Source organism: Microbulbifer maximicatervae (SeqCode), from assembly GCF_052467505.1.
The window spans coordinates 3,791,497-3,817,412 of sequence record NZ_CP174313.1 but is presented as its reverse complement, the minus strand read 5'-3'; the positions used below and the strand labels follow the sequence as shown (position 1 = coordinate 3,817,412).

The following is a 25,916-nucleotide window of genomic DNA, read 5'->3' as shown; positions in this document are numbered from 1 at the left end:
CTAATTTTATATAGAAAATAATAACAGTATTTAGATACTGATTTTAATCCTAAATATTGATAGGGATTGGAAAGGGTTAATAACTATCTACTTTATAACTCAGGTTTTTGACTAGTTTGATAAAGCAATTACATTTCTTCGGTCGAGATTTCTATAGGCTAGTGCCTCAGCAATTTGAGTAGTACTTATATGTTCAAAATTAGTGAGGTCTGCCAGGGTTCGAGCTACTTTAAGGACCCGATGGTAACTACGCGCGGATAGCCCCAGCTTTTCTACTGACTGGCGTAAGAGGTGCTTTTCCTTTTCCCCCAAGGCACAGTGCTTTTCCAGCTCTGCGCCTTTTAACAGGTTATTTGTCTTACCTTGCCGCTGTATTTGTTGCTGGCGTGCGGCACAAACTCTCTCTCTCACGGTATCGGAAGTTTCTCCGGGAGCTGAATCCTGCAGTTGGACTGCATTCATAGCGCCCACCTCTACCTGCATGTCGATACGATCTAATAGCGGGCCCGAGAGCTTGTTGCGATATCGATCTATCTGGTCTGGGGTACAGCGACAGCGAGGCTCGCCTAAATAGCCACAGGGGCAGGGGTTCATAGCCCCGACCAGTTGAAAGTGAGCGGGATAGGTGACTTGGGCTCGCGCGCGGGAGATACGCACTTCACCATTCTCCAGGGGTTCCCGCAGTATCTCCAGAGCGTGCCTGGGAAATTCGGGCATTTCATCGAGGAATAGGACTCCCCGGTGCGCGAGGGATATCTCACCGGGCCTTGGGGTGCTGCCACCACCCACCAGCGCCGTTGGTGAGGCGCTATGGTGCGGGGCCCTGAAAGGGCGCAGGCTCTGGTGGGGTAGGCCTGCGCTGGAGTAAACGCTCGCTACTTCTAGTGACTCTTCGGTTGTCAGCGGGGGCAATATGCCCGGCAGGCGGCTGGCCAACATGGTTTTGCCGGTGCCGGGAGGGCCGTAAAAAAGCAGATTGTGGCCGCCGGCTGCTGCCACCTCGAGAGCGCGGCGGGCCTTTAGTTGACCGCGCACATCGGCTAAGTCCGTGCACAGGTGCTCTTCGGTAATAGGCTCTGCAACAGCTTTGGGCATAGATTCACGCCCATGAAGTTCGGCGCAAACTTGCAGCAGGGAGTTGGCAATGCTGACTTCGCCGGTTGCCAGCGCGGCTTCCGCACCGTTTTCCCTAGGCACAATGAGTTTACGGTCTTCATTGGTGCAGGCTACGGCTGCCGGTAAGCTACCACTTACTTCCCGCAAGGCGCCAGTGAGTGCTAGCTCGCCAATAAATTCATAACGTTCCAGCGTTTCGGTGGGAACCTGTCCCGAGGCGCTGAGAATACCGATGGCGATGGCCAGATCGTAGCGGCCACCTTCCTTGGGTAAGTCGGCGGGGGCGAGGTTGACGGTAATACGGCGCTGGGGGAAGTCGAAATGGCTGTTGATTAGGGCGCTGCGCACACGGTCGCGGCTCTCCCGCACCGCCGCTTCCGGTAAACCCACAATATGAAAAGCAGGGAGTCCATTTGCCAGGTGGGTTTCTACGGTAACCAGAGGTGCAGAGACCCCGAGCTGAGCTCGGGAGTAGGTGACTGAGAGGCTCACGATTTCATCCTTGAAGTGGCTCCCTGGGCTTAGTCCTTGGCGGCGCTGTCTCGCTGCGCCAGGGCTTGCTCCAGCATTTCGACCTTATCTTCGAGTCGTGCCAGCTTTTCCCGGGTCCGGCGCAGTATCTCCACCTGGGTGTCGAACTCTCGCTGGGAGACCAATGGCAATTTATCCAGTGATACCTCCAGAGCACTGCGCAGGTCACTGGTCACCACGGCGCCCTGTTGTTGTAGCTCTTTCAGCAGCTGTTGCAGTTTATCTGCTGCCACGGGCATTTCCTCGCTAAATAAGATGGATATGAATAGCACGGGATTGTAACCCAGTGCATTTTTTGGAAAAAGCAGCCTAACAGCGCACCGTTCTGAGCGCACCTTAATCTTTACCTCCCCACTTCAGTGCAAAGGAAGAAAGGTAGTTCCATGTTGGTGCAACACTTTGCCTCCGAGTTTCTATTCGTACGAATTTTACTAATTCAATTACTCCTAACTTATTGATTTTGCTTGCGGTTGCAGTGTTGGCATCAAGTCTGCAAACAATCTGTGCAGGTGTCCCATTAACGATCATTGGGAGTCTGGGAAAGTAGCAGTTCACGAGACGCAAGCGACCCTCTGTCACACCCGACAGTGAAGGACTGATTGCAGGCGGCGCCATAAAAGCACTCGAAAAAACAGCTTCAAAAGCCTTGGAGGATTAAAGTGGAAAATAAAATGTATAAAGTTGCCACTCTCGTCACCGGTGCCGTTCTCGCACTGGGCGCTGCAAATTTATCGATGGCTGCCGAGGGCGGTCCCAGCATTAGTGCCAATGTAGGTCTTGTTTCTGACTATAGATTTCGTGGTATTAGCCAGACTGATGGAGGCCCCGCATTACAGGGGGGTGTCGATGTCGATTTTGGAAACGGCATTTATATTGGCACCTGGGCATCCCAAGTGGATTTTGATTACGAGACTGATCAAACCGACTATGAACAGGATTTTTACGGCGGTTATAGTGCGGATATCAATGACAGCGTTAGCTTTGATGTTGGCTACATTTATTACGCCTATCACGGCGGAAGTGAAGATGAAGATTATCAGGAAATATACGGCAGCCTGAGTTTTTCAGATTTAACATTGGGGTTTGCCTATTCCGATGACTATTGGGCGGATACCGGTGAGTTTTATTACCCTTATGCGGAATATAGTTTCGCTCTTCCCTCAGATTTTTCTCTCGATCTACATCTGGGATTAAACCTTTTTGAAGAAGAAGGTTTTCTCGATGAATCTGATTCCTATATCGATTACTCCGTTTCCCTCAGTAAAGAATTTGGCGGCTTGAGCCTGAGCGCTTCTTTCGTGGGCACCGATGTCAGCGATAAAGAGTGCTACGAGACCGACTGGTGCGAACCTACATTGCTCGCTGGCGCGACTTATACCTGGTAATACAAAAGGGCCTTCGCTAATACGAGGGCTCGTTTTTCTTTAGGGGAATACCATGAAATTAATCACTGCAATCATTAAACCCTTCAAGCTGGATGCTGTGAGAGATGCCCTGCGGGAGTCGGGGGTTAATGGTGTAACGGTCACTGAAGTGAAGGGCTTTGGTCGCCAAAAAGGGCATACGGAATTGTATCGCGGCGCAGAGTATGTGGTGGATTTTCTTCCGAAAACCATGCTGCAAATAGCGGTGGCAGATTCGCAACTGGATGCGGTTATCGAAGCAATTGGTTCCAGCGCGCAGAGTGGCAAGATCGGTGACGGAAAAATATTTGTCGCAGAGCTTGAGCAGGTCGTGCGCATACGTACCGGAGAAACCGGTAATGCAGCAATTTAATTAAAAACCGAAAACATAATTTTAATAAATATCCAGATTTGAACGGAGAGGAATATGGAGAACCAAATTTTTCAATTGCAGTATGCAATTGATACTTTTTACTTTCTGATGTGCGGCGCCTTGGTGATGTGGATGGCCGCCGGCTTTTCCATGCTGGAAGCCGGCTTGGTGCGCTCCAAAAACACCACAGAAATTCTCACCAAGAATGTGGCCCTGTTTGCGATTGCCTGCATTATGTATCTGCTGACTGGCTACGCCATTATGTACGATGGTGGCTGGGCTCTGTCTGGTATTGAGGCATTTAGTCTGGAAGGTGTCCTCAGCGATTCAGCTGAAAATGGTTTCGAAGGTGACTCCGTTTATTCCGGGGCTTCAGACTTTTTCTTCCAGGTAGTCTTTGTCGCTACCGCCATGTCCATTGTTTCCGGTGCGGTTGCCGAGCGTATGAAGCTGTGGAGCTTTCTGGCCTTTGCAGTAGTTTTGACTGGCTTTATCTACCCGCTGGAAGGTGCCTGGACCTGGGGCGGCAAAGAGGTCTTCGGCCTGTACAACCTGGGTGATCTCGGTTTCTCTGATTTTGCCGGTTCCGGCATCGTGCATATGGCGGGTGCAGCGGCTGCGCTTGCTGGTGTCCTGCTACTGGGCGCGCGCAAAGGCAAATACGGCCCCAACGGCCAAGTGTATGCCATTCCCGGTGCTAACTTGCCGTTGGCAACCCTGGGTACCTTTATCCTGTGGATGGGCTGGTTTGGCTTCAATGGCGGCTCCGTACTGAAGCTGGGCGATGCTGCCAGTGCGCACTCCGTCGCCATGGTCTTTGTGAATACCAATACCGCTGCTGCCGGTGGTGCTATTGCTGCACTGATCACCGCCCGTATCCTGTTCGGTAAAGCTGATCTGACCATGTTGCTCAATGGCGCCCTGGCTGGTCTGGTAGCAATTACTGCGGAGCCTTCAACCCCGACTGCATTGCAGGCAACCCTCTTCGGTATGATCGCCGGTGTGTTGGTGGTCTTCTCTATCATCACCCTGGATAAGCTGAAAATTGATGATCCGGTGGGTGCTATCTCTGTACACGGCGTTGTCGGCTTGCTCGGTTTGCTATTGGTACCTGTGACTAACAGTGATTCCAGTTTCAGCGGGCAATTGATTGGTGCACTGACCATCTTTGGCTGGGTATTCGTCAGTTCATTTGCAGTGTGGTACCTGCTCAAGCTCGTCACTGGTATCCGTGTGAGCGAAGATGAGGAGCAAGAGGGTGTTGACTTGACCGAATGCGGAATGGAAGCTTACCCGGAATTTATGAACAAGTAAGTTAACAGTGTCGGTGCTGCCCCATAGGCGGGGCAGTGGCCTGGGTAAGGTTCTCTCGACGAGGACGAATCAGGGGAAATACTCAAGATGAAATTGATTACGGCTGTAGTAAAGCCCTTCAAATTGGATGATGTACGCACTGCCCTGTCTGAAGTGGGCGTGCAAGGAATGACCGTCACCGAGGTAAAAGGTTTTGGGCGTCAAAAAGGCCATACAGAACTTTATCGTGGCGCCGAATATGTGGTGGACTTCCTACCGAAAGTAAAATTGGAACTCGCTGTTGATGATGAGATGGTGGACTCCGCTGTCGAGGCAATTACCAAGGCGGCGCAAACCGGCAAAATCGGTGACGGCAAAATCTTTATCACGGCTCTCGAAGAAGTCATTCGTATCCGTACCGGTGAAACCGGTAGCGAAGCTGTGTAACCTGTTTGATAACTCTTTCATAACGTAGCGATTGAGTATCATAAGCCCCGCAAGGGGCTTTATACGCACTTCTGATAAGTCCCGCTATCTCGCCTTCGATCTTTGTTATCTATTTTGCTTGAAATACCTGCTACCGGTGCAGGCGCAAAAATCTGCATAACTAACTGAAATATTCCCATTTCATTTCCCAACAAAAAACTCTACAGCCCCCTCCTTGTGTTACTGGCACGGGGGTGGGGAACTGCCTATAAATTAATCGCCGCTATTGACGCGGTAGGGGATCGCCACTGAAAAGTGGTTGTCAGTTTTGTAGATGCCGCGGGAAAGGGGCGGCACAGAGGTACTCCCTCTGTAACAGGAGTAAAGGTTACAGGGTTTTAGCTATGAAAGATGGTTATGAAGATCAGGGTAAGAACTCTCGCAGCAAGGACTCCGAGGAATTTGCAGAAGAGCGCAGTATCACCTCTCGCCAGCGCGCCAGAAGCCAGTTAAGTTCCGATGTAGAGGAGTTTCTCGCCGGTGGCGGCGCGATTAGTGAAGTTGATCCAGAAGTTACCGCCGACCCCCCGCGCAAACCGCAGCCAAAATACGGCAGCCGCCCTATCTAATCTCTCTGGTCGCTGTTGCTCCTCCAGCAGGAGGAGTGACAGTTGGCCAAACCCCTCTCAGCCTCTCAGAGCTTTTACCGATTGAGCAGTTTCGGTAGCAGGCGCTCCAGGACTTCGCCGATATAAGATAGGAATAAAGTGCCCAGGCTAGACCGGTAGTACTGGGGATCAGCAGAGCCTACCGCTAGGGTGCCAAGTTGATTGCCCAAAGGAACTACGGCAGCTGAAGCGATATATTGCGCTTTTTCCGCAAATAGGAACTCTTTTTCCCGCTGGCGCAAAACACCACAGATGGGGCGGCCGTTACGAATTATTCCGCCAATTGCCGTCTCGGCATCGGAAAATGTGCTGGTCTGAACTTGTCCCAGGCTTTGACGGGGAGCAGATAATGGCTCGAACAGAGTCAGGCTGGTGAACTCAACATTGAAGTCAGCGGCGAAACTGGCATAGAGAGCTTCTGTGACTTCACCGATATTTTCAGCTTCCAGCAGTGCCAGGATAAGTCGGCGGCTATTGAAAAATAACTGGTCGTTGTCCCGTGCGTTGTGCAAGAGCTGGTCGAGGCGCTGGCGCATTTCGATATTGCGCTCACGCAGCAAATTCGTTTGGTGGGTCATCAGCGACACGGTCTTGCCATTTTCCCGCGGCAACTTGATGGTTTCCAGCAGTTCCATGCGCTCTTCAAAGAACTCTGGGTTTTGAATCAGGTAGCGAGCTACCTGCCGTGCCAGCAGTTTATCGTCACGCTGGGTTTCCTTGTGAGTGTCGCCGGCAATCTCTTCGGGGGGCTGATTGGCGTCTGTGTGTTCCATTGTGTTTGCTTTTTCTGGCACGGGGATGGGGCATCGGACAACTGATGTGGCGAAGCGTTCTGCTCTCTGAGTTATCCCGTACCCGCTTGTGGCGGGTTTACTGCCAAATACCCGGACAATTGTTTAGAGAATAATCTGCCCGTGAAAAACCGTGGTTGCGGGCCCGGTCATAGTAACTGGCTGGCCGGGTCCGCTCCAGTGAATTGTCAGTGTGCCGCCGGGGAGCTGAATTTGGACTTTGTCATCCACCAGGTTTCGCAGGCGAGCGTATACCATGGCAGCACAGGCGCCGGTGCCACAGGCACGAGTTTCGCCAACGCCGCGCTCAAATACCCTGAGCCGGGCTTCGGTGCGTGTATCCACTTGCAGAAAGCCAGCGTTGACCTTTTGTGGGAACCGCGGGTGGCGTTCAATTAGGGGCCCGAGTCTTTCTACCGGTGCGGAAGCGATATCTTCCACCAGCAGAACCGCGTGGGGGTTGCCCATGGATACAGCACCAATGGTGAAGGTCTCCCCGTCCACTTCCAGGGGATAGGACTCTGCGCGGCGATCGGCGGAAAAAGGTACTTTTTGGGGCTCAAGGACTGGTGCTCCCATATCGACACTAATCTGATCCCCATCCAGCACTCTAAGGTGCAGTAAACCGGCGGCAGTTTCTACTTGGATATTTTTCTTACCGGTAAGGCGGCGTTCACGTACAAAGCGGGCAAAGCAGCGGGCGCCATTGCCGCAATTTTCCACTTCGCTGCCATCGGCGTTAAATATGCGATAGCGAAAATCCGCCTCGGGTGTGCGGGGCGGCTCCACCAGCAGTACCTGGTCGCAGCCCACGCCGAGGCAGCGGTCTGCCAGGCGACGAGTTTTTTCCGGGGTCAGTTTAATTTTTTGGCTGACGCCGTCGAGCATCACGAAATCGTTGCCGAGCCCATGCATCTTGCTGAATTTAACGCGCATTCCATTTCTCTGTTCGTACTGATTTTCCGCGGCGTTAGCTGCGGTTTGGGGCCCGGGCTGAAAAATGGACCCCACTGCGATGCAAGTAGCTGATCAGGCTTTTTTGGGGACAGTGGTCTCACCGCGAACCAAGTCAGCAAAAGTCTCCCGCTCACGCACCAGGTAAGTTTTGTCGCCATCCACAAGTACTTCAGCAGCGCGACAGCGGCTGTTGTAATTAGAGCTCATGGTGAATCCGTAAGCACCGGTCGACAACATGGCTAATAGCTGTCCCTCTTTCAGAGATTGGGAGCGGTTTTTACCCAGGAAGTCGCCCGTTTCGCATACCGGACCGACAATATCCCACAGGGTACTTTCACTCTCGTCCGGTGTCACTGGCACAATATCCTGCCATGCCTGGTAAAGGGCCGGACGCAGGTTGTCATTCATGGCGGCATCGACGATAGCAAAGTTGTGCTCTTCGGTACGCTTCAGGTATTCGACACGGGTCAGCAGGGCGCCGCCGTTGGCGGCAATGGAGCGGCCGGGTTCGAGAATCAGGGATAAATTGCGTTCGCCGATACGCTTGTGGACCTCCGCCAGGTAATCTCCGACAGGGGGTGGTTCCTCACCGCGGTAACGCACGCCGAGGCCTCCGCCCAGATCCAGGTGTTCCAGGGTAATTCCCAGCTCGGCGAGCTGATCGATAAGGACCAGCAGGCGATCGAGTGCATCCAGGAAGGGGGCGACTTCGGTGAGCTGGGAACCGATATGGCAATCCACACCGGTAATTTTCAGATGCTCAGAATCCGCCGCGTGCTGATAAACCTCGATCGCCTTGTCTATGGCGATACCAAATTTATTTTCTTTGAGACCGGTGGAAATATAGGGGTGGGTTTGGGCATCCACATCGGGATTGACCCTGATGGAAATTGGGGCGGTCTTGCCACACTCTGCGGCCACGCGCTCAAGGCGGTCAATTTCCGCTTCTGATTCAATATTGAAGCAGTGCACTCCAACCTCCAGAGCACGCCGCATTTCCTCTGAGGTTTTACCCACTCCGGAAAATACGATTCGCGATGGGTCGCCGCCGGCGAGCAGCACTCGCTCAAGTTCCCCGCCGGAAACAATATCAAAGCCCGCCCCCAGCTGTGCCAGCAGTGACAGAATGCCCAGGTTACTGTTGGCTTTCACTGCGTAGCAGATTAGGCCGGGACGATTGCCGAGGGCCTCGGCGTAATCCCGATACTGCCGTTCAAAGTGCGCGCGGCTGTAGACATAAGTGGGGGTGCCGAAATTCTCAGCTATTTGTTCCAGTGAAACCTGCTCAGCCCACAGGCTACCGTCGCGATAACTAAACTCTCTCATATGACCGGTTCTTACTCTTCTAAATCTTCCTCGACATTGGAGTCATCCGCTGTGCCCGATTCGTCGTCGACTTCGATAGTCGGGCCGGTCTCAATGGTGTCATCGATATCAAAGTCGGGCCCATAGCCGTCTTCAGATTCAATTTCATCAACGGTTTCCACCGCTTGCTCTGCTGCAGAGCCGGGCTCGCCGGGTTGTGCTGCACCACTGGTGGGTACTGTCTCCGGCGGGCCACCTGGAATATTGGAGGCGGGCATGGCGGGGTCCTGTGGAAGATAGAGAGGACCTTTTTGGCCACAGCCCAGTAACAGTGCGGTGGCACCGATGGTGATGGTTAATAGAGAGAGTCGTTTTTTGAGCATCGATAACATCCTGAGAGTCGGAGATTCGCAGCGGCAACCGGCAAAAGCCTGATAGTATAGCGGCCCACCTGATTCAACACATTACACGGTAACAGAAGTAACCAAAGATGAGCCAAGCGGAATATGATGCGGCTGTGGAGCAGACTCTAATCGGTATTGAGGATGCACTCGATCACTGCGATTGGGATATTGACTACGAACGCAGTGATGCGGTGCTGACCCTGACCCTGGAAGACAATGGCAGCCAGGTAATTCTCTCGCGCCAGTCTGCCAACCGGGAGTTGTGGGTCGCCGCCAAATCCGGTGGCTACCATCTTTCTTTTGAAAACCCCGGTTGGAAGTGCACCACGACCGGTGAGGACCTGCCGACTTTGCTCGACCGCGTATTGAGCGAGCAGCAAGGCGAACAGGTTTCCCTCGGATTATCCGCTTAAACAGCACTTAAGTGCGCTGCGAAATCTCTTCCCGTGCGCGTTTACAGGCCGCGCGCACTTGGTTTGGTGCGGTACCGCCAATATGATCGCGAGCCGCAACCGATCCCTCTAAAGTCAGCACCTCAAATACATCTTCGTCAATTTCTGTTGAGAATTGTTGTAGTTGGTCCAGGCTGAGTTCGGATAAGTCTTTATCCTGTTCAATGGCAAAGGATACGGACTGCCCGACAATTTCGTGAGCATCGCGGAAGGCCACCCCTTTGCGTACCAGATAATCGGCCAGATCCGTCGCGGTGGAGAAGCCCTTGGCCGCAGCTTCCAGCATATTTTCTTTTTTTGCCTTCAGTGCCGGCGCCATATCGGCAAACGCGCGCAGGCAATCCAGAGCGGTATCGGCGGCATCGAATAGCGGCTCTTTATCTTCCTGGTTGTCCTTGTTGTAGGCCAGCGGTTGGCTCTTCATCAGTGTGAGCAGCGCAATCAGGTGGCCGTTAACCCGGCCGGTTTTTCCGCGCACCAGCTCCGGAACATCGGGGTTTTTCTTCTGCGGCATAATTGAGGAGCCGGTGCAGAAGCGATCGGGCAGGTCAATAAAGTCGAACTGGCTGGAAGTCCACAGCACCAGCTCTTCACTGGCCCGGGACAGATGGGTGAGCAGCAGCGCGGCGAATGCACAGAACTCGATAGCGAAGTCCCGGTCGCTGACTGAGTCGAGAGAGTTTTCTGTGGGGGCATCGAAGCCCAGCAGCTCCGCTGTGCGTGCGCGATTGATCGGATAGCTGGTGCCGGCCAGTGCTGCGGCTCCCAACGGTGAGCGGTTAACCCGTTTGCGGCAATCCATCAGGCGCTCGAAATCCCGGCTCAGCATGGCATTCCAGGCCAGTAAGTGGTGGCCAAAGGTCACCGGTTGCGCGCTCTGTAAGTGAGTAAAGCCGGGCATAATGGTATCGGCTTCGCGCTCCGCCAAATCGACCAAGCCATTTTGCAGGCGGGTCAGTTCGGCAGCAATCAGATCGATGCGCCCACGCAGCCACAGGCGGATGTCGGTTGCCACCTGATCGTTGCGCGAGCGGCCGGTATGCAGTTTCTTGCCAGTGGCACCAATGCGTTGGGTCAGGCGCGCTTCGATATTCATATGCACATCTTCGAGCTGCACAGACCAGGGAAATTCTCCCGCTTTTATCTCTTCGGCGATGCCCTTCAGGCCGTCGGCTATCTTGTGATATTCATCAGCACTTAATACCCCCACTTCTGACAACATCTGCGCGTGGGCAAGTGATCCCTGGATGTCTTCCATGGCCATGCGCTGGTCAAAAGTCACCGAGGCGGTAAATCGCTCGACAAAGGCATCGGTGGCTTCACTAAAGCGGCCGCCCCAGAGTTTGGCGGCAGGATTGTTGGCGGACTCGGAGGGGGATTTTTCGTTACTCATGGTTTTCCTGGCTGCAGTGAGATGAAAGGCTGGGGAGCTTGGTGATATCTTGCGCTTGGAACTTTGGGACAATCAAGAATAACAACTGCATGTCATTCCCCTGGCCGTCGGGCATTATAACGCAGAAAATTCGAAAATATCGCACAGGAAATAAGGATTCTGCGCTATCTGGGCAGCTTCCGTTTCTGCCAGACCTCTGTAGTGTCACCTCTCTGGCGGTACTGGTGTTGATGGGGGAGTTGCTGGCGTTGGTGCTGGTCCTGGCCCTGGATGGTTTACCGGAATTCAGTTGGCAGCGCCTGGGGCTGATCTCTCTGGTGATCCAATGGGTGATATTACCTTCGGCCGCGCTGCTGTGCCGGCTTCGGCCGAGCCTGGCGAAAATGCCCCACAAACTCGCTGGCGGCTTGAGTTTTATTGCAGTGCTGTCGGTGCTCATATTGGTGATGGCAGTGCAGCGCTCCCTGCGCGCGGTGTTGTTACAGACCAGCTTTGATAGCTGGGGATTTGCGGGCGACTGCCTGCTTGGGGCTATTTGTGCGGGGGTGGTATTGCGCTACGCCTATCTTCAGCAGCAACTCTACAACCAGCAGCAGGCGGAGCTCGGTGCCCGAATCGAGGCACTTCAATCGCGGATTCGCCCCCACTTCCTTTTTAACAGTATGAACAGCCTGGCTAGTTTGATCGCTGTTGATCCTGATCGCGCGGAGCGGTTGGTAGAGGATTTATGTGCATTATTTCGTGCAAGCCTCGCCGATCCAAAGCTGGTGCCTTTAGCGCAAGAGATTACTCTAGCCCAACGCTATTTGGAGATTGAAGCCCTGCGTCTGGGGGAGCGTTTGCGCCAGAGTTGGCAGCTAGACGCGGGCCTGGATAAGATTCAGCTGCCCAGTATGTTGCTTCAACCCCTATTGGAGAATGCGGTGTTGCACGGTGTGGCACAGTTGCGGGCAGGCGGAGAGATCAGAGTACAACTCTCGCAAGAGGGGGGCATGTTCAAAGTTGTTATTGAAAACCCATTGCCACAGGACAGTGCAGTTCCTGCGAAGACAGGTAATGGCATGGCGACAGAGAATATTCGCCAGCGTCTCACTGCATACTACGGCGATCGCTTCAAATTTACCGCCCGTCGGGAGGAGGGCCGGTACCGGGTCATACTACAGCTACCCTTATCTCCCCGGGAAGTGGACCGGCGGGAAATAGAGTCCACCACAAATTCCAAGAAGACTATCGAGGTGATGGAGTGACCCAATTGCGCGTACTGATTGTTGATGACGAGCCTTTAGCTCGTGCCCGTCTGCACCGGCAGTTGGAGAGGATCGATAATTGTATTGCTGTGGGAGAAGCGGCAGATATTGAAGTCGGACTATCACAGATCCGCGAACTCGACCCGGACCTTGTGCTACTGGATATTGAAATGCCCGGTGGTAGCGGCCTGGAATTGGCTCAGCAGTTATCCAGCTTCGCGTGTCCGCCGGCAATAATTTTCTGCACCGCCCACGATGAGTTTGCTTTGCCCGCTTTTGCCACTTCAGCGGTTGGGTATCTATTAAAACCTGTGAATGTCGAACAGCTGCGTGAGGCGGTTTCCAAAGCGCAGCGTCTGAGTAAGCCGCAGCAGCAGTTGTTAACCAAGCAGGATCTGGAGGAGCCCAGTGGCCGCAGCCGTATTAAGGCGATAAGCCGCCTGGGGGTGGAGTTGCTGGATGTAGATTCTATCCGCTGTTTGGTTGCGGACAGCAAGTATGTTGTAGCCCATCACTCCGCTGGAGAGACCATTCTGGATGAGTCTCTAAAAGAGCTTGAGAGTGAGTTTGGACAGCGTTTCGTGCGTATTCACCGCAGCGCACTGGTGGCTGTGCAATATATTGTTGGGTTGCGCAGGGAAGGTACAAATTACCGGGTAGAGCTGGATGGCGTAACAGCAGCGCCGCTGGTGAGCCGGCGCATGCTGCCTTCGGTAAAAGGATTGATCGCAGAGATGTGTTAGAGCTTAAATGCTTCCGCGGATAAAAACAGCGAGTACGGCTGCCACCATTAATACCGCAAAACATACCCTGATTATTCGCGCCTGCCTGGGTTTATGAAAAACCGGCCTCAGGCTTCCTCCTAAGCACAACCAGATAAAATCCACCGCAGCGGCTACCAGTAAACAGACCAAGCCTGTGGCTAAATAGCTCAGGCCACTCTCTTCAATCGGTAGTAAGAATTGGGAGAATATGGCGAGAAAAGCAGCATAGGCCTTGGGATTCAATAAGTTAAAAATAAACCCATCCAGCAGCGACGGAGGCTGAGCCGTCGACGATTCGCCCTGCTCCAGTACCGGGGCCGTGGCAATTTTGATCGCGATATAGCCAATATATAAGGCACCGCAAAGCTGAACCGCCAAGCGCGCTTCTGGCCAGGCTGCCAGTAGTGCGGCGATGCCGGCGGTTGCCCCGACAATGGCGACACTCAGGCCAAGCAGGATGCCGATAAGGAAACCGCCGCTTTTTCTCACTCCAAATGTCGCTCCCGATGCGGCCAGGGCAAGTGGTGCTGGACCAGGGGAGCCGAGCAATAGAGCGGTTGCTGCAATTAGTGAAAAGAGTGCTTCTAACATATTTTTTGGTCCTACTTCCCGCCTGCAACGTCAATAAATGAACCGGTAGTAAAGGTGGATTCATCACCGAGTAGCCAAGCCACAGCTTTAGCCACTTCCTCTGCTCGCCCCCCACGCTTGAGTGGAATCGCAGACTTTACTCGCTCAATTCTGTCTGCTTCGCCACCATCAGCGTGCATTTCTGTATAAATAAAGCCAGGCCTAACACCATTTACGCGAATCCCTTCATCGGCAACTTCCTGGCTGAGCCCGATGGTCAGCGTATCGACAGCGCCCTTACTCGCTGCATAGTCGATGTACTCGTTAGGTGATCCCGAACGGCTGGCAGCAGAGGAAATATTCACGATGGTTCCTCCAGTACCCCCATTTTTGATAGACATTCTTTTGATTGCTTCCCGGCAGCAGAGCAGGGTGCCGGTGATGTTGGTACGCAGGATTTCATTGATACGCTCAGCGTCCATCGTTTCGACGCGCATTTGCGGTTTAATGATTGCCGCGTTGTTAACCAGGCAGCTAATTGGGCCTAGTTGCTCGTCGACCATATTGAATAGCTGAACAATATCTTTCTCTGAGGAGATATCGGCGCGAACGGCTATTGCTAAAACACCAAAAGATCGAAGTTCAACGATCAGTTCTTCCGCTTGCTGCTTGCGCTGCCGGTAGCTAATGGCAATCTGGTACCCCCTATGGGCAAGTAATTTGGCTGTCGCGGCACCAATGCCCCGGTTGCCACCAGTGATCAAGGCGACTTTTTTATTCATATTGATTGGTCACTCTTTTAACGGGATATTGCGCAGGAAAATAGAGACTTATTGAAAGGCTATTTTCTTCCAATAAAAATGCTGCAGAAAAGAGCCTGCGAGATCATTCAATATCGGGCGGGATCAGCTTTTGCATTGCGGAAATATCAGCAGCGGATTATACCGGGTGAAAACCGTTTACAGGCTGGGAACCTTTGATATGTCTGTAAACGGTTTTGATCTGGCTGGATCGGGGGCTAGTAGAGCTGAGGACCACCGTCTCCGTACTCTGAATCATTTTGTAGACTCAACTCGCCAGCGGCACTATTTAAGTACTCGGCATCGGATTCGGATTTGAGCTTAATCATCAGGCGCAAATCATTGGCGGAGTCGGCGTGGGAGAGGGCATCCTCATAGGTAATTTCTCCCCCATCGTAGAGCTCGTAGAGTGCCTGGTCGAAGGTCTGCATTCCCTGCTCACCAGAGCGCTTCATCAACTCCTTGATCTTATCCACTTCGCCTTTGCGGATCAGGTCCGACATCAGTGGGGTATTGATCATGATCTCAAGGCAGGCACGGCGGCCATCGCCATCGGGGGTTGGTACCAGCTGCTGGGCCACCATCGCCTTCAGGTTGAGGGACAGGTCCATAAACAACTGTTTGTGGCGGTCTGCCGGGAAGAAGTGAATGATCCGATCGAGGGCCTGGTTAGCATTGTTGGCGTGGAGGGTACACAGACACAAATGGCCGGTCTCGGCGAAAGCGATGGCGTGGTCCATGGTTTCGCGGGAGCGTACCTCACCGATCAGAATAACATCTGGTGCCTGACGCAGAGTGTTTTTCAGGGCTACATCGAAAGACTCGGTATCCAGGCCCACTTCGCGCTGGGTCACAATACAGCCGCGATGCTGGTGGATAAATTCGATCGGGTCCTCAATGGTGATGATATGGCCCTTGGTGTTCTCATTGCGGTGGCCGATCATGGAGGCGAGGGATGTGGACTTACCGGTACCGGTGGCGCCCACAAAAATAATCAGCCCGCGTTTGGTCATGGCCAGGTCTTTGAGTACATCGGGTAGTCCGAGTCCATCGATAGTGGGGATTTTGGTTTCGATGCGACGCAGCACCATACCCACCAGATTGCGCTGGAAGAAGGCCGATACCCGGAAACGCCCCACGTTGCGCACTGCAATCGCGAAGTTCAATTCCTTTTGCTCGGCAAACTCGCGCCGCTGTTTCTCGTTCATGGTTCCCACCACCAACTCGCGCGCTTTCTCTGGCGTGAGCGCGGTGCTGCTGCAGGGCACCACTCGGCCGTGTAGTTTGATGGAGGGCGGGACGCCCGCCGTGATAAATAAATCCGAAGCGCCCTTCTCTACAACCAGTTGTAGAAGTCTTTCAATATCCATGGTGTTTACCGCGTTTTATCTCGACTTTTCTTCCCCAGATTGGGGGCGGGTTTTGGCCGTTTAGAAGTTCTCCGGCATCTTGGCTTTTTCGCGAGCCACTTCGCGACTGATGATGCGGCGTGCCACCAGGTCTTCCAGACATTGGTCCATGGTCTGCATGCCGACGCTGGCTCCGGTCTGGATGGCCGAGTACATCTGCGCGATTTTGTCTTCGCGGATCAGGTTACGGATGGCTGGGGTACCACGCATAATTTCGTGGGCAGCGACCCGGCCACCGCCGTTTTTCTTCATTAGCGTCTGGGAGATAACGGCCTGTAGGGATTCCGACAGCATTGAACGCACCATGGCTTTCTCCTGCGCCGGGAATACATCCACCACACGGTCAATGGTTTTGGCGGCGGAAGTGGTGTGCAGGGTGCCGAATACCAAGTGACCGGTCTCTGCCGCAGTCAGCGCCAGGCGAATGGTCTCCAGGTCCCGCATCTCACCTACGAGAATGATATCCGGGTCTTCACGCAGTGCAGAGCGCAGTGCTTCGGCAAAGCCGTGGGTATCCCGGTGCACCTCACGCTGGTTCACCAGGCATTTTTTGGATTCGTGCACAAATTCGATCGGGTCCTCGATGGTGAGGATATGCTCGTATTTGTTGTCGTTGATGTAGTCCATCATCGCCGCCAGGGTGGTGGACTTACCGGAACCCGTGGGCCCGGTCACCAGCACCAAGCCACGGGGAGTATCCGAAATCTGCTTGAACACCTGACCCATTCCCAGGTCTTCCATAGTGAGAACTTTGGAGGGAATGGTCCGGAATACGGCGCCAGCACCTCGGTTGTGGTTAAAGGCGTTTACACGAAAGCGGGCGACACCGGGGACTTCAAAAGAGAAGTCTGTTTCCAGTAGTTCTTCGTAATCCTTGCGCTGCTTATCGTTCATGATCTCGTAGATCAGGCCATGTACCTGCTTGTGCTCCATTGAGGGCAGGTTGATACGGCGCACGTCGCCGTCGACACGGATCATCGGCGGCAGGCCCGCCGAGAGGTGTAAGTCCGAGGCGTTTTGCTTGGCGCTAAAGGCGAGGAGTTCAGTGATATCCATACTGCTACCTTATGGTTCTTGTTTGGGCTCAGGTAAAATCGCCGCTCAAATCGGTAAGGGCATCAGTATATGCGCAAAGAGACAATCGTCGAAAACCTGAATGCAGTAGGTGAGCGGATTGTGACATGCTGCAACAACTGCGATCGCAACCCTGCAGAAATTACCCTGCTGGCGGTTTCCAAAACACGACCGGCGGAAGACCTGCGGATTGCTTTTGCAGCTGGCCAGCATCACTTTGGCGAAAATTATTTACAGGAAGCCCTGCAAAAACAGGATGCCCTGTCCGACCTGGATATTCACTGGCATTTTATTGGGCCGCTTCAATCGAATAAAAGCCGCGCTGTGGCAGAGCGATTCCAATGGATGCACACGGTAGATCGCTTAAAAATCGCCCAACGTCTGTCGGCACAGCGTCCCAGTAATATGGCACCACTCAATATCTGCTTGCAGGTGAATATCGATGGCGAGCAGAGCAAGTCTGGCATAGCTCCACAGGATTTGGTGGCTCTGGCGCGTGAAGTGATGACATTGCCGGGGCTATGCCTGCGTGGCTTGATGGCGATTCCCGCTGCTCGTGACAATGTATTTGAGCAGGAAAAACCATTTATCCAGTTGGCAGGGTTGCTGCAAAGTCTTCGTGAAGAATTTCCTGAGCAGACCTTAGATACTCTATCCATGGGGATGTCTAAAGATATGGAAGCTGCTATTGCCTGCGGCGCCACTATTGTGCGTATCGGCACAGATATTTTTGGGGCACGAAACTATTCTGCATGACAGAATTAGTACGCAAGTAGATTTTTTTGGGATACGGGATGACAAAATCTGGGACTGTAGATGTATTGCTGCTGCTTTTATCAGTGAGCGCGGTGCTATCTCTGTCTGTAACGAATAGTGTACTGGTGACTTGGGTGGCGCTTGAATGGTTGGCTTTTATCTGCCTGATTGCATTTGTTTCTCCCAAAATCTCATTGGTTACCGGTTTTTTGAATTCGGCAGTTATTGGGATATTCGGAGATAAGAGCCGCTATTGGCTTTGGATACTGGCGATTGTTCTGAACTTGATTGCGATTGTGGAAACATTTCCTTTTTTGTTTAGTTAATCAGTGGCTCTTTACATAGTTAAGTTCTAAAAAGAAAACGGCCCTAAAGGCCGTTTTCTTTCTCTGGGAACAAATAATTATTGTTCATTCAAGCTGAGCTGCTTTTTTTGATCTTCACTTAGCAGGTGTTGGGCAAAAAAGAGCGCTGTTGCCTGGGTAAAGGCATCACTGTTCTCTTTCTTGCGGTAACCGTGCCCTTCATTGAGTGCGTTCATATACCAGACTTGATTGCCATTCTCGCGAAGTGCAGCCACGATTTGCTCAGCTTCGGTGACAGGTACCCGAGGGTCATTTTGTCCCTGCACTACGAACATTGGCACCTGGATCTTGTCCACATTGTTGTTGGGGCTGATTTTTTCCAGGAAAGCGCGCATCTGCGGATCCCGCTCATCACCGTATTCGACTCGACGAAGGTCGCGACGATAGCTCTTGGTATTGGTGAGGAAGGTGACAAAATTAGAGATGCCGACGATATCCACTGCTGCTTTTAAACGATCGGAATAGTAAACACTACTGGCCAGCACCATATAACCACCGTAGCTGCCACCAAACACTGCAACGCGTTCCGCATCCAGGTCAGGCTGAGTAGCAACCCAATCCAGAAGAGCACCGATATCCCTGACTGAGTCCTCGCGCTTGTAGCCGTTATCCATGGCTAGATAGCTCTTACCATAACCAGCGGACCCGCGTACATTTGGGGCAATTACAGCAACACCAAGTTTTTCTAGCCACAGCTGGTATGTACTGGAAAACATGGGGCGGTACTGTCCTTCAGGGCCACCGTGGATTGAAATAACCACAGGTACGGGGCCTTTGGCATTGCGCGGCTTATAGACGAATGCGGGAATTTCACGCGGCTTTCCATCCACCTCGTCGAAAGTGGGATAGTGCACCAGTTCGGGTTCGACAAAGCTTTCGCTGTCGAGACCACCGACTTCACTAAATGTCCATCGGGTAAGGTCACCACTGGATAGCGGGCGGCGGCCAAGGTCCATTACAAAGGAATCGGAGGGAGTTTTAGGCGTGTTTAGGGTTAGGGCCAGCTTATCACCTTCGGGGTTAAATTCTATTCCACCGATAAGACCGATCGGCAGCGAGTCGACCTTGCGGTAGCGGTCATTGCGTGGATCGTATAGATAGAGGGTGGACATACCATTTTCGTTGGCGACAAAAGCGCCGCGGCGACCGTCTTTACTGAGGATAAAGCTGCTGATATCCCAGGGGATATCGGAGGTAATTATCTTTTCATCGCCACTCTCCAGGTCTTTGCGGATCAGTTGGGTAAATTCGCGCCCTTTGTCAGAGATGATATAAACCGAGCGATTGTCATAACTGAAACCCGCTGGGAAATTGCGGGAATCAGCCTCTTCATCGCTCGTACCGGCGAGTAGTGAGACTTCGCCGCTGTCGAGATCCAGCAAATGGACATTAGATCGAGTGGAGGAGATATATTGCATGACCAAAATTTGGCTGCCGGATTGTGAGAAATCACTGGGACCCCACCAACTGCCATCCTCAGACTTAAGGATCAAGCGGTCTTCTTTTTTGTCACTGTCGAAAGTGGTTAGCCATATATCATTGGCCCTGCCATCTCGGCGAGTACTTTGGTAAGCGATAGCTGAGCCTTGCTTATTCCAGAGAATACTGCCATTGCGAGACTCACCATCAGTAATCATCTCGCTAGTGCCATTTTCTGTATCAAACAGGAAAATCTGGGCGTATTCATTGCCGCCGGCATCCATGGTGAATGCCAGTTGGCGGTGCTCTGGGCGGGTAGAGATGCCGCCTATCGGTTCTTCGAAAAAGGTTAGCTGTCGGCGAGCGCCACCTGCATTCTCTACCTTGTGTAATTGAGAAACTTCGCCGAAGCGGGTACTGACATAGATACCGTTACCGTCAAGATCCCAGCCCCGGAAGCTAGCTGAGCGTACGTTCTGGTAACGATTGAGCTCATTGATGATAGTTTGGGGAATGTTTGGCACATCTTCGAGTATCAATTGGCCGTTGTTTAGCGTGCGAGTTTCTACTGCACCAGCAGCACTGGTCGCAGTGATCAGTGCTGCTATAAGCAGTGAACGCCATCCTTTTTGCATACTGTCCTCCGTTAGGAGCCACTTGGTATGGCTCTCTTGTTATTTGAATCTGGCGGCCACATATTAGCGGAATGCCCCGAACGGGGAAAAGCAACAAAATTTTTGTAACCGCCCAAGGTGATATGAGTGAGTACAGCGAACCCTAAGATGGTTTTTATTGGTGGCGCCGGCAATATGGCGGGGGCAGTGATCGGTGGTTTGGTGGCCTCCGGTTATCCGGCGGACCAGATCACTGCTACAGGCCGTGATCGGGACAAACTCAATGCTTTTGCCGAGAGCCATGGGGTAGCTATTAGTGACGATAATGTTGCCGCTATTGTTGATGCCGATGTAATTGTACTGTCGGTGAAACCGCAAGTTATGCGAGAACTTTGTGAGGGACTGAAACCCCATTTGGTGGATCGCTCGCCCTTGATTATCACTTTTGCTGCGGGAATTCCGCTCGCGGCTTACCACCGTTGGATGGGAATGCACCTCCCTATTGTCAGGGCTATGCCTAATACCCCGGCCCTGGTGCAAACCGGAGTTACCGGTCTTTATGCCGATAGCAAGGTTACGGGCGAACAGAAGGAACTTGCCGGGCGTATCGTCGATGCGGTAGGCATCTCATACTGGGTTGAGGAAGAGCGCGGCATCGATCAGGTGATTGCGGTAGCGGGATCGGCACCGGCTTACTTTTTCCAGTTTATGGAGGCCATGATTGATGCGGCTTCCGCCGGTGGCCTTGCCCGTGCGGATGCGGAGCGCCTTGTGTTGCAAACTGCCCTGGGCGCCGCCAAACTGGCGGTCGCCAGCGATGTTGATGTCGCCCAGTTGAAGCGCAATGTGATGTCACCAGGTGGAACCACTGAGCGCGCTGTTCAACGGTTCGAGGAGGGTGGGTTGCCGCAGTTAGTGGCCGATGCCATGCGCGATTGCGAGGAGCGGGCGACGGAAATGGCAAAGGAATTGGATCGGTAACAGGTTCCGGTCCAATTGGGTAGGTGCAGCGGTGGCTGCTGAAAATCTTTTTGTTTAGGGTTTATCCATGGTCAATACCTTCAGCGATATCGGCGTTTATGTCGTGGGCATACTGGGCATTTTGTTCCTTTTCGCCGTGTTATTGCGTTTCCTATTGCAGTTGGGCCGTGCGGATTTTTACAACCCCATATCTCAGGGCGTTGTGAAGGTTACCAACCCTTTGCTGCTGCCGCTGCGCAAAGTGGTGCCAGGACTTTTTGGCGTCGATATGGCCTCAGTAGTACTGGCGTTGATAGTCGGTTGGGCGATGATTATGGCTTGCGCCATGATCGCAGGTTACGGCCTGGTTAACCCCCTCAGTGCCCTGCTGTGGTCGTTGATCGGCTGTGTCTCCACTGTGATAGCGATGGTGTTTGTCGGCTTATTGGTCTCCATCGTTGCCAGCTGGATTGCGCCGAATAGCGGCCATCCAATTCTAATTTTATTGCACCAACTCCTGGAGCCATTTTGCGGACCTGTGCGACGCTTGATTCCGCCGTTGGGGGTGATTGATATCAGCCCGATATTTGTCTTTATCCTGCTCACTGTGATTAACAGGCTGCTTATTGGTTTTGCCCAAATGGCCAACATGCCGGCTTTCGTGTACAGCCTGTTTTGGCATATCCCCGGCTTTTAACCGGACTCTGATCAACCCCAAAATATCCCCTGCATCTTTCAAGCCCCGCCCTCTGGGGCTTGCGCAGTTGTTCGAAGGTTTCTTAAATTGTGACCGGCTGAACATTTCTTCACCTGTGCGCACTAGATCGTATTTGGCGCGGTGTTAGACTCTTATACTATCGACTGACGGCTCTTTCTCTTGTCTTAGTAGGGGCCGGTAGTTCCGGGTCTCAATAACAAGAACACCGTGAAATGGAAGACGCACTTTTACGCCAGCATATTTCTGACTACGACCGTTGGAAAAAGAATCTCGATCGCCAGTTTGCCCACTTCAGCCAATGGCTTGAACAGCACTTCTCTAATTCTGCTGGTGCCTGCCAGGTTGTACAGCAGGCCCGCGCCCTACTTGCAGATGATCAGTTCACCCTGGTTTTAGTTGGGGAGTTTTCACGGGGGAAAACTGAACTGCTCAATGCCCTGTTGTCGCAAACTTACGGACAGCGTCTACTGCCCTCAAGACCAGGGCGCACCACTATGTGTCCCACGGAAATTTTCAGTGATGGCGGCGAGCGCGCCAGTTTGCGGCTGCTTCCGATTGAGACCCTGGCGACGAATACCAGCCTGGAAAGCTTCCGTCGAATTCCGCAAAAGTGGGTAACTCACGAGTTTGATGCCAATGATCCCGAGGCGACCCGAGAGACTTTATTGAAGGTTGCCTCGACCAAGTCAGTAATGCCGGAAGAAGCCGCTCGCTATGGCTTCGATCGGCGCCACTTAGATGGCAAAGGGAATCTAGTTGAGATCCCCGCCTGGCGTTTTGCTTTGATTTGTCTGCCGCACCCATTGCTGGATCAGGGGTTGCGTATTATTGATACCCCGGGACTGAACGCCCTCGGCAATGAGCCGGAGCTCACATTGAGTACACTGCCCGGGGCCCAGGCGGTTGCCTTTCTGCTGGCTGCCGATGCTGGGGTAAGTGGTACCGATATGAGCATGTGGGAAACTCACCTGGCGCCACTGCAAGAGCATCGCGGAACATCCGTGATGGCCCTGCTCAACAAGATGGATGTGCTTTGGGATGATCCGGAGGAGGATGCTGAGCTGCTGCTGCGACGCATGCGCAGCGAAGTGGCCGGTCTCTTGTCTCTGCCTCAGGAAAGTGTTGCCGGAGTCTCTGCAAAAATGGCTCTGTTGGGGCGCCAGCAGCGGGATGCGGATTTGGTGCGAAGCAGCCGCTTCGGTGAGTTTGAAAGGATGCTGGTTCAGCGCCTGTTGGAGCACCGGCATAAAATGGCCGAGCACCGCTCACTGCATCAAGCTCTCACCCTGATGGCTGATACCCGCGATCTACTCAAGCGTCGTTTGAATAGTGGCCGGGCAGCGTTGGCTCACCTGCAGCGCAATAGTGGCAACACCTCAGAGCAATTGGCAGAGTTGGAACAGTTGCAGACGACCGTGCGCGAGCAGCATAAGATTTGTCATCAGGAATTGCTGACGCTCAAATCCAGCCAGAGAATGCTTACACGACAAAGCACTTCTTTGTTGGCGCCGATATCCAGACAGCAGTTGCAGGCGCTGATTGACGATACCCTGGCTACTCTCAATCGCCGTTGGACGCCCATGGGCATGGCCAGGGCTATCGATACTTTTATGGAAGGGGTAGACCATCAGATGTCTAACCTCGAGCGGGAAGTGGATCAGGCTAATCGCTTGCTCGACGCTGTCTTTGAGCGCTCCAGCTTAAAGAAAGTGGATGATGTCGAGCAGTATTTTACTATCCGCAAATTTCGCTTCGCGTTGCGTGGACTGCATCGCCAGGCCGCTCAGCTGAGGCGATCCCCGCAGTTGTTATTGGCGCGCCGCAGCCGTCTCAGCGAGCGCTTTATTACCACGCTTGCCAGTGAAGTGGGTCGGCTGTACGACGATATGGGTAACAAAGCGGAAAATTGGTTAGAGCAGGCTCTTGAGCCTCTTAAACAGCATGCGCAGTATCAGAAACAATTACTCAATCGCCATTTGATTAAGCTCACCGAGTTGAAACAGAAAACTCGCAGTCGTCGCACGGATCTTCGAACTCTCGAGGATGAGGTTCAGCGCAATGATAAGGCGCTGGTGGCGTTAGAGGATTTACTGCGGCACAACAGCTCTGCACCACAGCCGGTTGCGCCGGCGCCGCGCGCGCACAACGTAACCCCCTTGAAGGCCTCGCATACCACCTGAATTGGGTGCTAATTGATATTGGTTCTGACTGGCATTTGTTATAAGTTGCAGTGATCTTATTCACTGACTGCTTCGGCAATTTGCCAGGCAGCACCTATCAACCTGACAGATACAGTGCCTTGTCAACGGAAAATCCTATCGCTTCTGCGGAAGCCCAAACCGCAACTACCGGTGACCCAGGCTCCGTGGGCCTTGTTGAGCCTAAAAGTCATCACTTTAGTGAACCGCTGGAATTGGCCTGTGGCCGAGTGCTGAAAAATTACACTCTGGTTTATGAGACTTACGGTGAACTCAATAGGGAAAAGACTAACGCAGTTCTGATCTGTCATGCTCTGTCTGGGCATCATCACGCTGCGGGGCGACACAGTATCGATGATAAGCGCCCGGGGTGGTGGGACCACTATATCGGTCCGGGTAAGCCGATAGATACTAATCATTTCTTCGTGGTGTCTGTTAATAATCTCGGCGGTTGCCACGGATCTACTGGCCCCGTATCCATCAACCCGGATACCGGCACTACCTGGGGGCCGGATTTTCCATCACTGCGTGTCCGCGACTGGGTCCACAGCCAAGCGCGTCTGGGGGATATGCTAGGCATTCGACAGTGGGCGGCGGTTGTTGGCGGCAGTCTCGGTGGAATGCAGGCGATGCGCTGGTCACTGGAATACCCTGAGCGCCTGCGCAATTGTGTGGTGATTGCCTCTGCCATGAAGTTATCTGCACAGAATATCGCGTTTAATGAGACCGCACGCCAGGCGATAACATCCGATCCGGACTTTTGCGATGGGCACTACCTCCAACAGGATAAGTTACCCCGTAGAGGCCTGGCCGTTGCGCGTATGATCGGGCATATCACTTATCTGTCTGACGATGGGTTGGGACGCAAGTTTGGTCGAGAATTGCGCAGTGGCAGCTTTCAACAGGGGTCGGATGAAGAGGTGGAGTTTCAGATACAAAGTTATCTGCGCTACCAGGGAGCCAGTTTTTCCACCACCTTCGATCCCAATACTTACATTCTGATGACTCGAGCGCTGGATTTCTTCGACTTAGCTCGGGAATACGGGGATGACCCGGTAGAGGCCTTCTCCCATGCCAAGTGCCGGTTTTTATTGGTGTCATTTACTTCTGATTGGCGCTTTGCGCCGGAGCGCTCGAGGGAAATCGCCGATGCCCTGATGCACGCGGATATTCCAGTCAGCTATGCCGAAGTAGAGTCAGCAATGGGACACGATGCCTTCCTGCTGCCCAATGGTCGTTATGAAGGTGTATTTCGTGCCTATATGCAGAGAGTTGCGGCAGAAATTGCTGAGGAGGTGTACTGATGCGGATAGATTTGGATGTGATCCAGGAATGGATCGCTCCCAACAGCCGGGTTCTCGACCTCGGCTGTGGCGATGGTGCACTGCTCGATCAGCTGGGGAGAAATAAAAATGTGAAAGGCTATGGCCTGGAGATTGATCCCGAGCAAATAGAGCGATGTGTGGCCCGTGGGGTCAATGTTGTCGAGCAAAATCTGAATACAGGGCTGGGAAATTTTGCTGATGGCAGCTTTGATGCTGTGGTGATGACCCAGGCACTGCAAACCTTGAGTCAGCCTCATTTAGTGGTAGAGGAAATGCTCCGGGTTGGGCGGGATTGCATTATTACGTTTCCCAATTTTGGGCAGTGGAAGGCCCGCTGGCACCTCGCATTCTCCGGGCGCATGCCAGTATCCGACTTATTGCCATACGAATGGTATGACACTCCCAATATTCACTTTTGTACTTTTACAGACTTTGAGGTGTTATGCCGAGAAAACGGCTGGGCGATTCTGCATCGGCAAGTGGTTTCTGAGTCCATGGTTGGGCGGGCATTCAAAGACTTTTTACCAAATTTGTTTGGTGAGACAGCCATCTATCACCTAACTCGCTAAACTAAGATTTGCGCCA

Annotated in this window: 27 protein-coding genes; 15 read left to right on the top strand and 12 right to left on the bottom strand. The window is 53.0% G+C overall.

All coding sequences use genetic code 11. The features are described from left to right. Positions 1 to 111 precede the first annotated feature (111 nt). Positions 112 to 1,608, bottom strand: coding sequence for a YifB family Mg chelatase-like AAA ATPase (locus tag ACJJIN_RS16795; RefSeq protein WP_444895481.1), 1,497 nt, complete (start codon positions 1,606 to 1,608; stop codon positions 112 to 114). Positions 1,609 to 1,637: 29 nt separating this feature from the next. Further along, a complete protein-coding gene (locus ACJJIN_RS16790) occupies positions 1,638 to 1,886 on the bottom strand; it encodes an accessory factor UbiK family protein (protein ID WP_282930338.1) in 249 nt (82 codons plus the stop codon). Positions 1,887 to 2,318: 432 nt separating this feature from the next. Here ACJJIN_RS16790 and ACJJIN_RS16785 point away from each other — a divergent pair, with 432 nt between their 5' ends. The 5 genes from ACJJIN_RS16785 to ACJJIN_RS16765 all read left to right on the top strand — a co-directional run bounded on the left by ACJJIN_RS16785 (position 2,319) and on the right by ACJJIN_RS16765 (position 5,771). Next, positions 2,319 to 3,032: a TorF family putative porin gene (locus ACJJIN_RS16785; RefSeq protein ID WP_444895480.1), complete on the top strand. Its 714-nt coding sequence runs from the start codon at positions 2,319 to 2,321 to the stop codon at positions 3,030 to 3,032. Between the two features lie 52 nt (positions 3,033 to 3,084). After that, positions 3,085 to 3,423 carry a P-II family nitrogen regulator gene (locus ACJJIN_RS16780; protein WP_282930336.1) on the top strand — a complete coding sequence of 113 codons (339 nt, stop codon included), beginning with the start codon at positions 3,085 to 3,087 and terminating at the stop codon, positions 3,421 to 3,423. 54 nt (positions 3,424 to 3,477) lie between these two features. Then, a complete protein-coding gene (gene amtB, locus ACJJIN_RS16775; protein WP_444895479.1) occupies positions 3,478 to 4,737 on the top strand; it encodes an ammonium transporter AmtB in 1,260 nt (419 codons plus the stop codon). Positions 4,738 to 4,824: 87 nt separating this feature from the next. Then, the gene (locus ACJJIN_RS16770) at positions 4,825 to 5,163 is read left to right on the top strand and encodes a P-II family nitrogen regulator (RefSeq protein WP_108731383.1); all 339 of its coding nucleotides are present in this window, start codon (positions 4,825 to 4,827) and stop codon (positions 5,161 to 5,163) included. Between the two features lie 383 nt (positions 5,164 to 5,546). Beyond that, a complete protein-coding gene (locus ACJJIN_RS16765) occupies positions 5,547 to 5,771 on the top strand; it encodes a hypothetical protein (protein ID WP_108731384.1) in 225 nt (74 codons plus the stop codon). 74 nt (positions 5,772 to 5,845) lie between these two features. Here the strand turns inward: ACJJIN_RS16765 and ACJJIN_RS16760 are convergent, their stop codons facing one another. The 4 genes from ACJJIN_RS16760 to lptM form a co-directional block, all read right to left on the bottom strand. Then, positions 5,846 to 6,583, bottom strand: a complete 738-nt coding sequence (locus ACJJIN_RS16760; RefSeq protein ID WP_444895478.1) for a DUF484 family protein — start codon at positions 6,581 to 6,583, stop codon at positions 5,846 to 5,848. 123 nt (positions 6,584 to 6,706) lie between these two features. Continuing rightward, a complete protein-coding gene (dapF, locus tag ACJJIN_RS16755) occupies positions 6,707 to 7,537 on the bottom strand; it encodes a diaminopimelate epimerase (protein ID WP_444895477.1) in 831 nt (276 codons plus the stop codon). Positions 7,538 to 7,630: 93 nt separating this feature from the next. Beyond that, the gene (lysA, locus tag ACJJIN_RS16750; protein ID WP_444895476.1) at positions 7,631 to 8,884 is read right to left on the bottom strand and encodes a diaminopimelate decarboxylase; all 1,254 of its coding nucleotides are present in this window, start codon (positions 8,882 to 8,884) and stop codon (positions 7,631 to 7,633) included. A gap of 11 nt (positions 8,885 to 8,895) precedes the next feature. Beyond that, positions 8,896 to 9,246, bottom strand: a complete 351-nt coding sequence (lptM, locus tag ACJJIN_RS16745; RefSeq protein WP_282930330.1) for an LPS translocon maturation chaperone LptM — start codon at positions 9,244 to 9,246, stop codon at positions 8,896 to 8,898. 107 nt (positions 9,247 to 9,353) lie between these two features. Here lptM and cyaY point away from each other — a divergent pair, with 107 nt between their 5' ends. After that, entirely contained in the window at positions 9,354 to 9,680 is a 327-nt protein-coding gene (gene cyaY / locus ACJJIN_RS16740; RefSeq protein ID WP_282930329.1) for an iron donor protein CyaY, read from the top strand. A gap of 7 nt (positions 9,681 to 9,687) precedes the next feature. Here cyaY and argH read toward each other — a convergent pair whose 3' ends face one another. Next, positions 9,688 to 11,112 (bottom strand): argininosuccinate lyase, encoded by a 1,425-nt coding sequence (gene argH / locus ACJJIN_RS16735; protein WP_444895475.1) that lies wholly within the window; start codon positions 11,110 to 11,112, stop codon positions 9,688 to 9,690. An 89-nt stretch (positions 11,113 to 11,201) separates the two neighbouring features. Between argH and ACJJIN_RS16730 the strand changes: the two genes are divergently transcribed. Then, positions 11,202 to 12,359 (top strand): sensor histidine kinase, encoded by a 1,158-nt coding sequence (locus ACJJIN_RS16730; protein WP_444895474.1) that lies wholly within the window; start codon positions 11,202 to 11,204, stop codon positions 12,357 to 12,359. Continuing rightward, the gene (locus tag ACJJIN_RS16725) at positions 12,356 to 13,102 is read left to right on the top strand and encodes a LytR/AlgR family response regulator transcription factor (RefSeq protein WP_413664050.1); all 747 of its coding nucleotides are present in this window, start codon (positions 12,356 to 12,358) and stop codon (positions 13,100 to 13,102) included. The genes ACJJIN_RS16730 and ACJJIN_RS16725 overlap by 4 nt, the downstream gene beginning before the upstream one ends. A gap of 3 nt (positions 13,103 to 13,105) precedes the next feature. Here ACJJIN_RS16725 and ACJJIN_RS16720 read toward each other — a convergent pair whose 3' ends face one another. From ACJJIN_RS16720 to ACJJIN_RS16705, 4 genes are all read right to left on the bottom strand, one after another. Next, positions 13,106 to 13,714: a LysE family translocator gene (locus ACJJIN_RS16720; RefSeq protein ID WP_413664051.1), complete on the bottom strand. Its 609-nt coding sequence runs from the start codon at positions 13,712 to 13,714 to the stop codon at positions 13,106 to 13,108. Positions 13,715 to 13,725: 11 nt separating this feature from the next. After that, complete coding sequence (locus ACJJIN_RS16715) at positions 13,726 to 14,475, bottom strand: SDR family oxidoreductase (RefSeq protein ID WP_444895473.1); 750 nt, start codon at positions 14,473 to 14,475, stop codon at positions 13,726 to 13,728. 236 nt (positions 14,476 to 14,711) lie between these two features. After that, the gene (locus ACJJIN_RS16710) at positions 14,712 to 15,863 is read right to left on the bottom strand and encodes a PilT/PilU family type 4a pilus ATPase (RefSeq protein ID WP_108731394.1); all 1,152 of its coding nucleotides are present in this window, start codon (positions 15,861 to 15,863) and stop codon (positions 14,712 to 14,714) included. Positions 15,864 to 15,923: 60 nt separating this feature from the next. Then, positions 15,924 to 16,958: a type IV pilus twitching motility protein PilT gene (locus tag ACJJIN_RS16705; protein WP_108731395.1), complete on the bottom strand. Its 1,035-nt coding sequence runs from the start codon at positions 16,956 to 16,958 to the stop codon at positions 15,924 to 15,926. Between the two features lie 69 nt (positions 16,959 to 17,027). Here ACJJIN_RS16705 and ACJJIN_RS16700 point away from each other — a divergent pair, with 69 nt between their 5' ends. Together ACJJIN_RS16700 and ACJJIN_RS16695 are read left to right on the top strand one after the other, a co-directional pair. Then, entirely contained in the window at positions 17,028 to 17,732 is a 705-nt protein-coding gene (locus ACJJIN_RS16700; protein WP_444895472.1) for a YggS family pyridoxal phosphate-dependent enzyme, read from the top strand. Positions 17,733 to 17,758: 26 nt separating this feature from the next. Beyond that, positions 17,759 to 18,058 (top strand): hypothetical protein, encoded by a 300-nt coding sequence (locus tag ACJJIN_RS16695; protein ID WP_444895471.1) that lies wholly within the window; start codon positions 17,759 to 17,761, stop codon positions 18,056 to 18,058. Positions 18,059 to 18,135: 77 nt separating this feature from the next. Here the strand turns inward: ACJJIN_RS16695 and ACJJIN_RS16690 are convergent, their stop codons facing one another. After that, on the bottom strand, positions 18,136 to 20,151 hold the full coding sequence (locus tag ACJJIN_RS16690; RefSeq protein WP_444895470.1) for an alpha/beta hydrolase family protein: 2,016 nt from the start codon (positions 20,149 to 20,151) through the stop codon (positions 18,136 to 18,138). Between the two features lie 126 nt (positions 20,152 to 20,277). Here ACJJIN_RS16690 and proC point away from each other — a divergent pair, with 126 nt between their 5' ends. The 5 genes from proC (at position 20,278) to metW (ending at position 25,900) form a co-directional block, all read left to right on the top strand. Next, entirely contained in the window at positions 20,278 to 21,111 is an 834-nt protein-coding gene (gene proC / locus ACJJIN_RS16685) for a pyrroline-5-carboxylate reductase (RefSeq protein WP_444895469.1), read from the top strand. A 67-nt stretch (positions 21,112 to 21,178) separates the two neighbouring features. Then, on the top strand, positions 21,179 to 21,787 hold the full coding sequence (locus tag ACJJIN_RS16680; RefSeq protein ID WP_413664057.1) for a YggT family protein: 609 nt from the start codon (positions 21,179 to 21,181) through the stop codon (positions 21,785 to 21,787). 233 nt (positions 21,788 to 22,020) lie between these two features. After that, positions 22,021 to 23,988 carry a dynamin family protein gene (locus tag ACJJIN_RS16675; RefSeq protein ID WP_444895468.1) on the top strand — a complete coding sequence of 656 codons (1,968 nt, stop codon included), beginning with the start codon at positions 22,021 to 22,023 and terminating at the stop codon, positions 23,986 to 23,988. Between the two features lie 137 nt (positions 23,989 to 24,125). After that, positions 24,126 to 25,310, top strand: a complete 1,185-nt coding sequence (metX, locus tag ACJJIN_RS16670; RefSeq protein ID WP_444898269.1) for a homoserine O-succinyltransferase MetX — start codon at positions 24,126 to 24,128, stop codon at positions 25,308 to 25,310. Then, positions 25,310 to 25,900, top strand: coding sequence for a methionine biosynthesis protein MetW (metW, locus tag ACJJIN_RS16665; protein ID WP_282930320.1), 591 nt, complete (start codon positions 25,310 to 25,312; stop codon positions 25,898 to 25,900). The genes metX and metW overlap by 1 nt, the downstream gene beginning before the upstream one ends. The last annotated feature ends 16 nt before the right edge of the window (positions 25,901 to 25,916 follow it).

What these genes read in the sequence shown, in the direction of transcription:
- amtB (WP_444895479.1), top strand. Translation starts at nt 3,478, where the DNA reads ATGGAGAACCAAATTTTTCAATTGCAGTATGCAATTGATACTTTTTAC.
- metW (WP_282930320.1), top strand. Translation starts at nt 25,310, where the DNA reads ATGCGGATAGATTTGGATGTGATCCAGGAATGGATCGCTCCCAACAGC.
- ACJJIN_RS16730 (WP_444895474.1), top strand. Translation starts at nt 11,202, where the DNA reads ATGTCATTCCCCTGGCCGTCGGGCATTATAACGCAGAAAATTCGAAAA.
- lysA (WP_444895476.1), bottom strand. Translation starts at nt 8,884, where the DNA reads ATGAGAGAGTTTAGTTATCGCGACGGTAGCCTGTGGGCTGAGCAGGTT.
- ACJJIN_RS16780 (WP_282930336.1), top strand. Translation starts at nt 3,085, where the DNA reads ATGAAATTAATCACTGCAATCATTAAACCCTTCAAGCTGGATGCTGTG.
- argH (WP_444895475.1), bottom strand. Translation starts at nt 11,112, where the DNA reads ATGAGTAACGAAAAATCCCCCTCCGAGTCCGCCAACAATCCTGCCGCC.
- lptM (WP_282930330.1), bottom strand. Translation starts at nt 9,246, where the DNA reads ATGCTCAAAAAACGACTCTCTCTATTAACCATCACCATCGGTGCCACC.
- dapF (WP_444895477.1), bottom strand. Translation starts at nt 7,537, where the DNA reads ATGCGCGTTAAATTCAGCAAGATGCATGGGCTCGGCAACGATTTCGTG.
- ACJJIN_RS16710 (WP_108731394.1), bottom strand. Translation starts at nt 15,863, where the DNA reads ATGGATATTGAAAGACTTCTACAACTGGTTGTAGAGAAGGGCGCTTCG.
- ACJJIN_RS16675 (WP_444895468.1), top strand. Translation starts at nt 22,021, where the DNA reads ATGGAAGACGCACTTTTACGCCAGCATATTTCTGACTACGACCGTTGG.
- ACJJIN_RS16770 (WP_108731383.1), top strand. Translation starts at nt 4,825, where the DNA reads ATGAAATTGATTACGGCTGTAGTAAAGCCCTTCAAATTGGATGATGTA.
- ACJJIN_RS16690 (WP_444895470.1), bottom strand. Translation starts at nt 20,151, where the DNA reads ATGCAAAAAGGATGGCGTTCACTGCTTATAGCAGCACTGATCACTGCG.
- ACJJIN_RS16760 (WP_444895478.1), bottom strand. Translation starts at nt 6,583, where the DNA reads ATGGAACACACAGACGCCAATCAGCCCCCCGAAGAGATTGCCGGCGAC.
- ACJJIN_RS16765 (WP_108731384.1), top strand. Translation starts at nt 5,547, where the DNA reads ATGAAAGATGGTTATGAAGATCAGGGTAAGAACTCTCGCAGCAAGGAC.
- cyaY (WP_282930329.1), top strand. Translation starts at nt 9,354, where the DNA reads ATGAGCCAAGCGGAATATGATGCGGCTGTGGAGCAGACTCTAATCGGT.
- ACJJIN_RS16715 (WP_444895473.1), bottom strand. Translation starts at nt 14,475, where the DNA reads ATGAATAAAAAAGTCGCCTTGATCACTGGTGGCAACCGGGGCATTGGT.
- ACJJIN_RS16680 (WP_413664057.1), top strand. Translation starts at nt 21,179, where the DNA reads ATGGTCAATACCTTCAGCGATATCGGCGTTTATGTCGTGGGCATACTG.
- ACJJIN_RS16720 (WP_413664051.1), bottom strand. Translation starts at nt 13,714, where the DNA reads ATGTTAGAAGCACTCTTTTCACTAATTGCAGCAACCGCTCTATTGCTC.
- ACJJIN_RS16785 (WP_444895480.1), top strand. Translation starts at nt 2,319, where the DNA reads ATGTATAAAGTTGCCACTCTCGTCACCGGTGCCGTTCTCGCACTGGGC.
- ACJJIN_RS16700 (WP_444895472.1), top strand. Translation starts at nt 17,028, where the DNA reads ATGCGCAAAGAGACAATCGTCGAAAACCTGAATGCAGTAGGTGAGCGG.
- ACJJIN_RS16705 (WP_108731395.1), bottom strand. Translation starts at nt 16,958, where the DNA reads ATGGATATCACTGAACTCCTCGCCTTTAGCGCCAAGCAAAACGCCTCG.
- ACJJIN_RS16790 (WP_282930338.1), bottom strand. Translation starts at nt 1,886, where the DNA reads ATGCCCGTGGCAGCAGATAAACTGCAACAGCTGCTGAAAGAGCTACAA.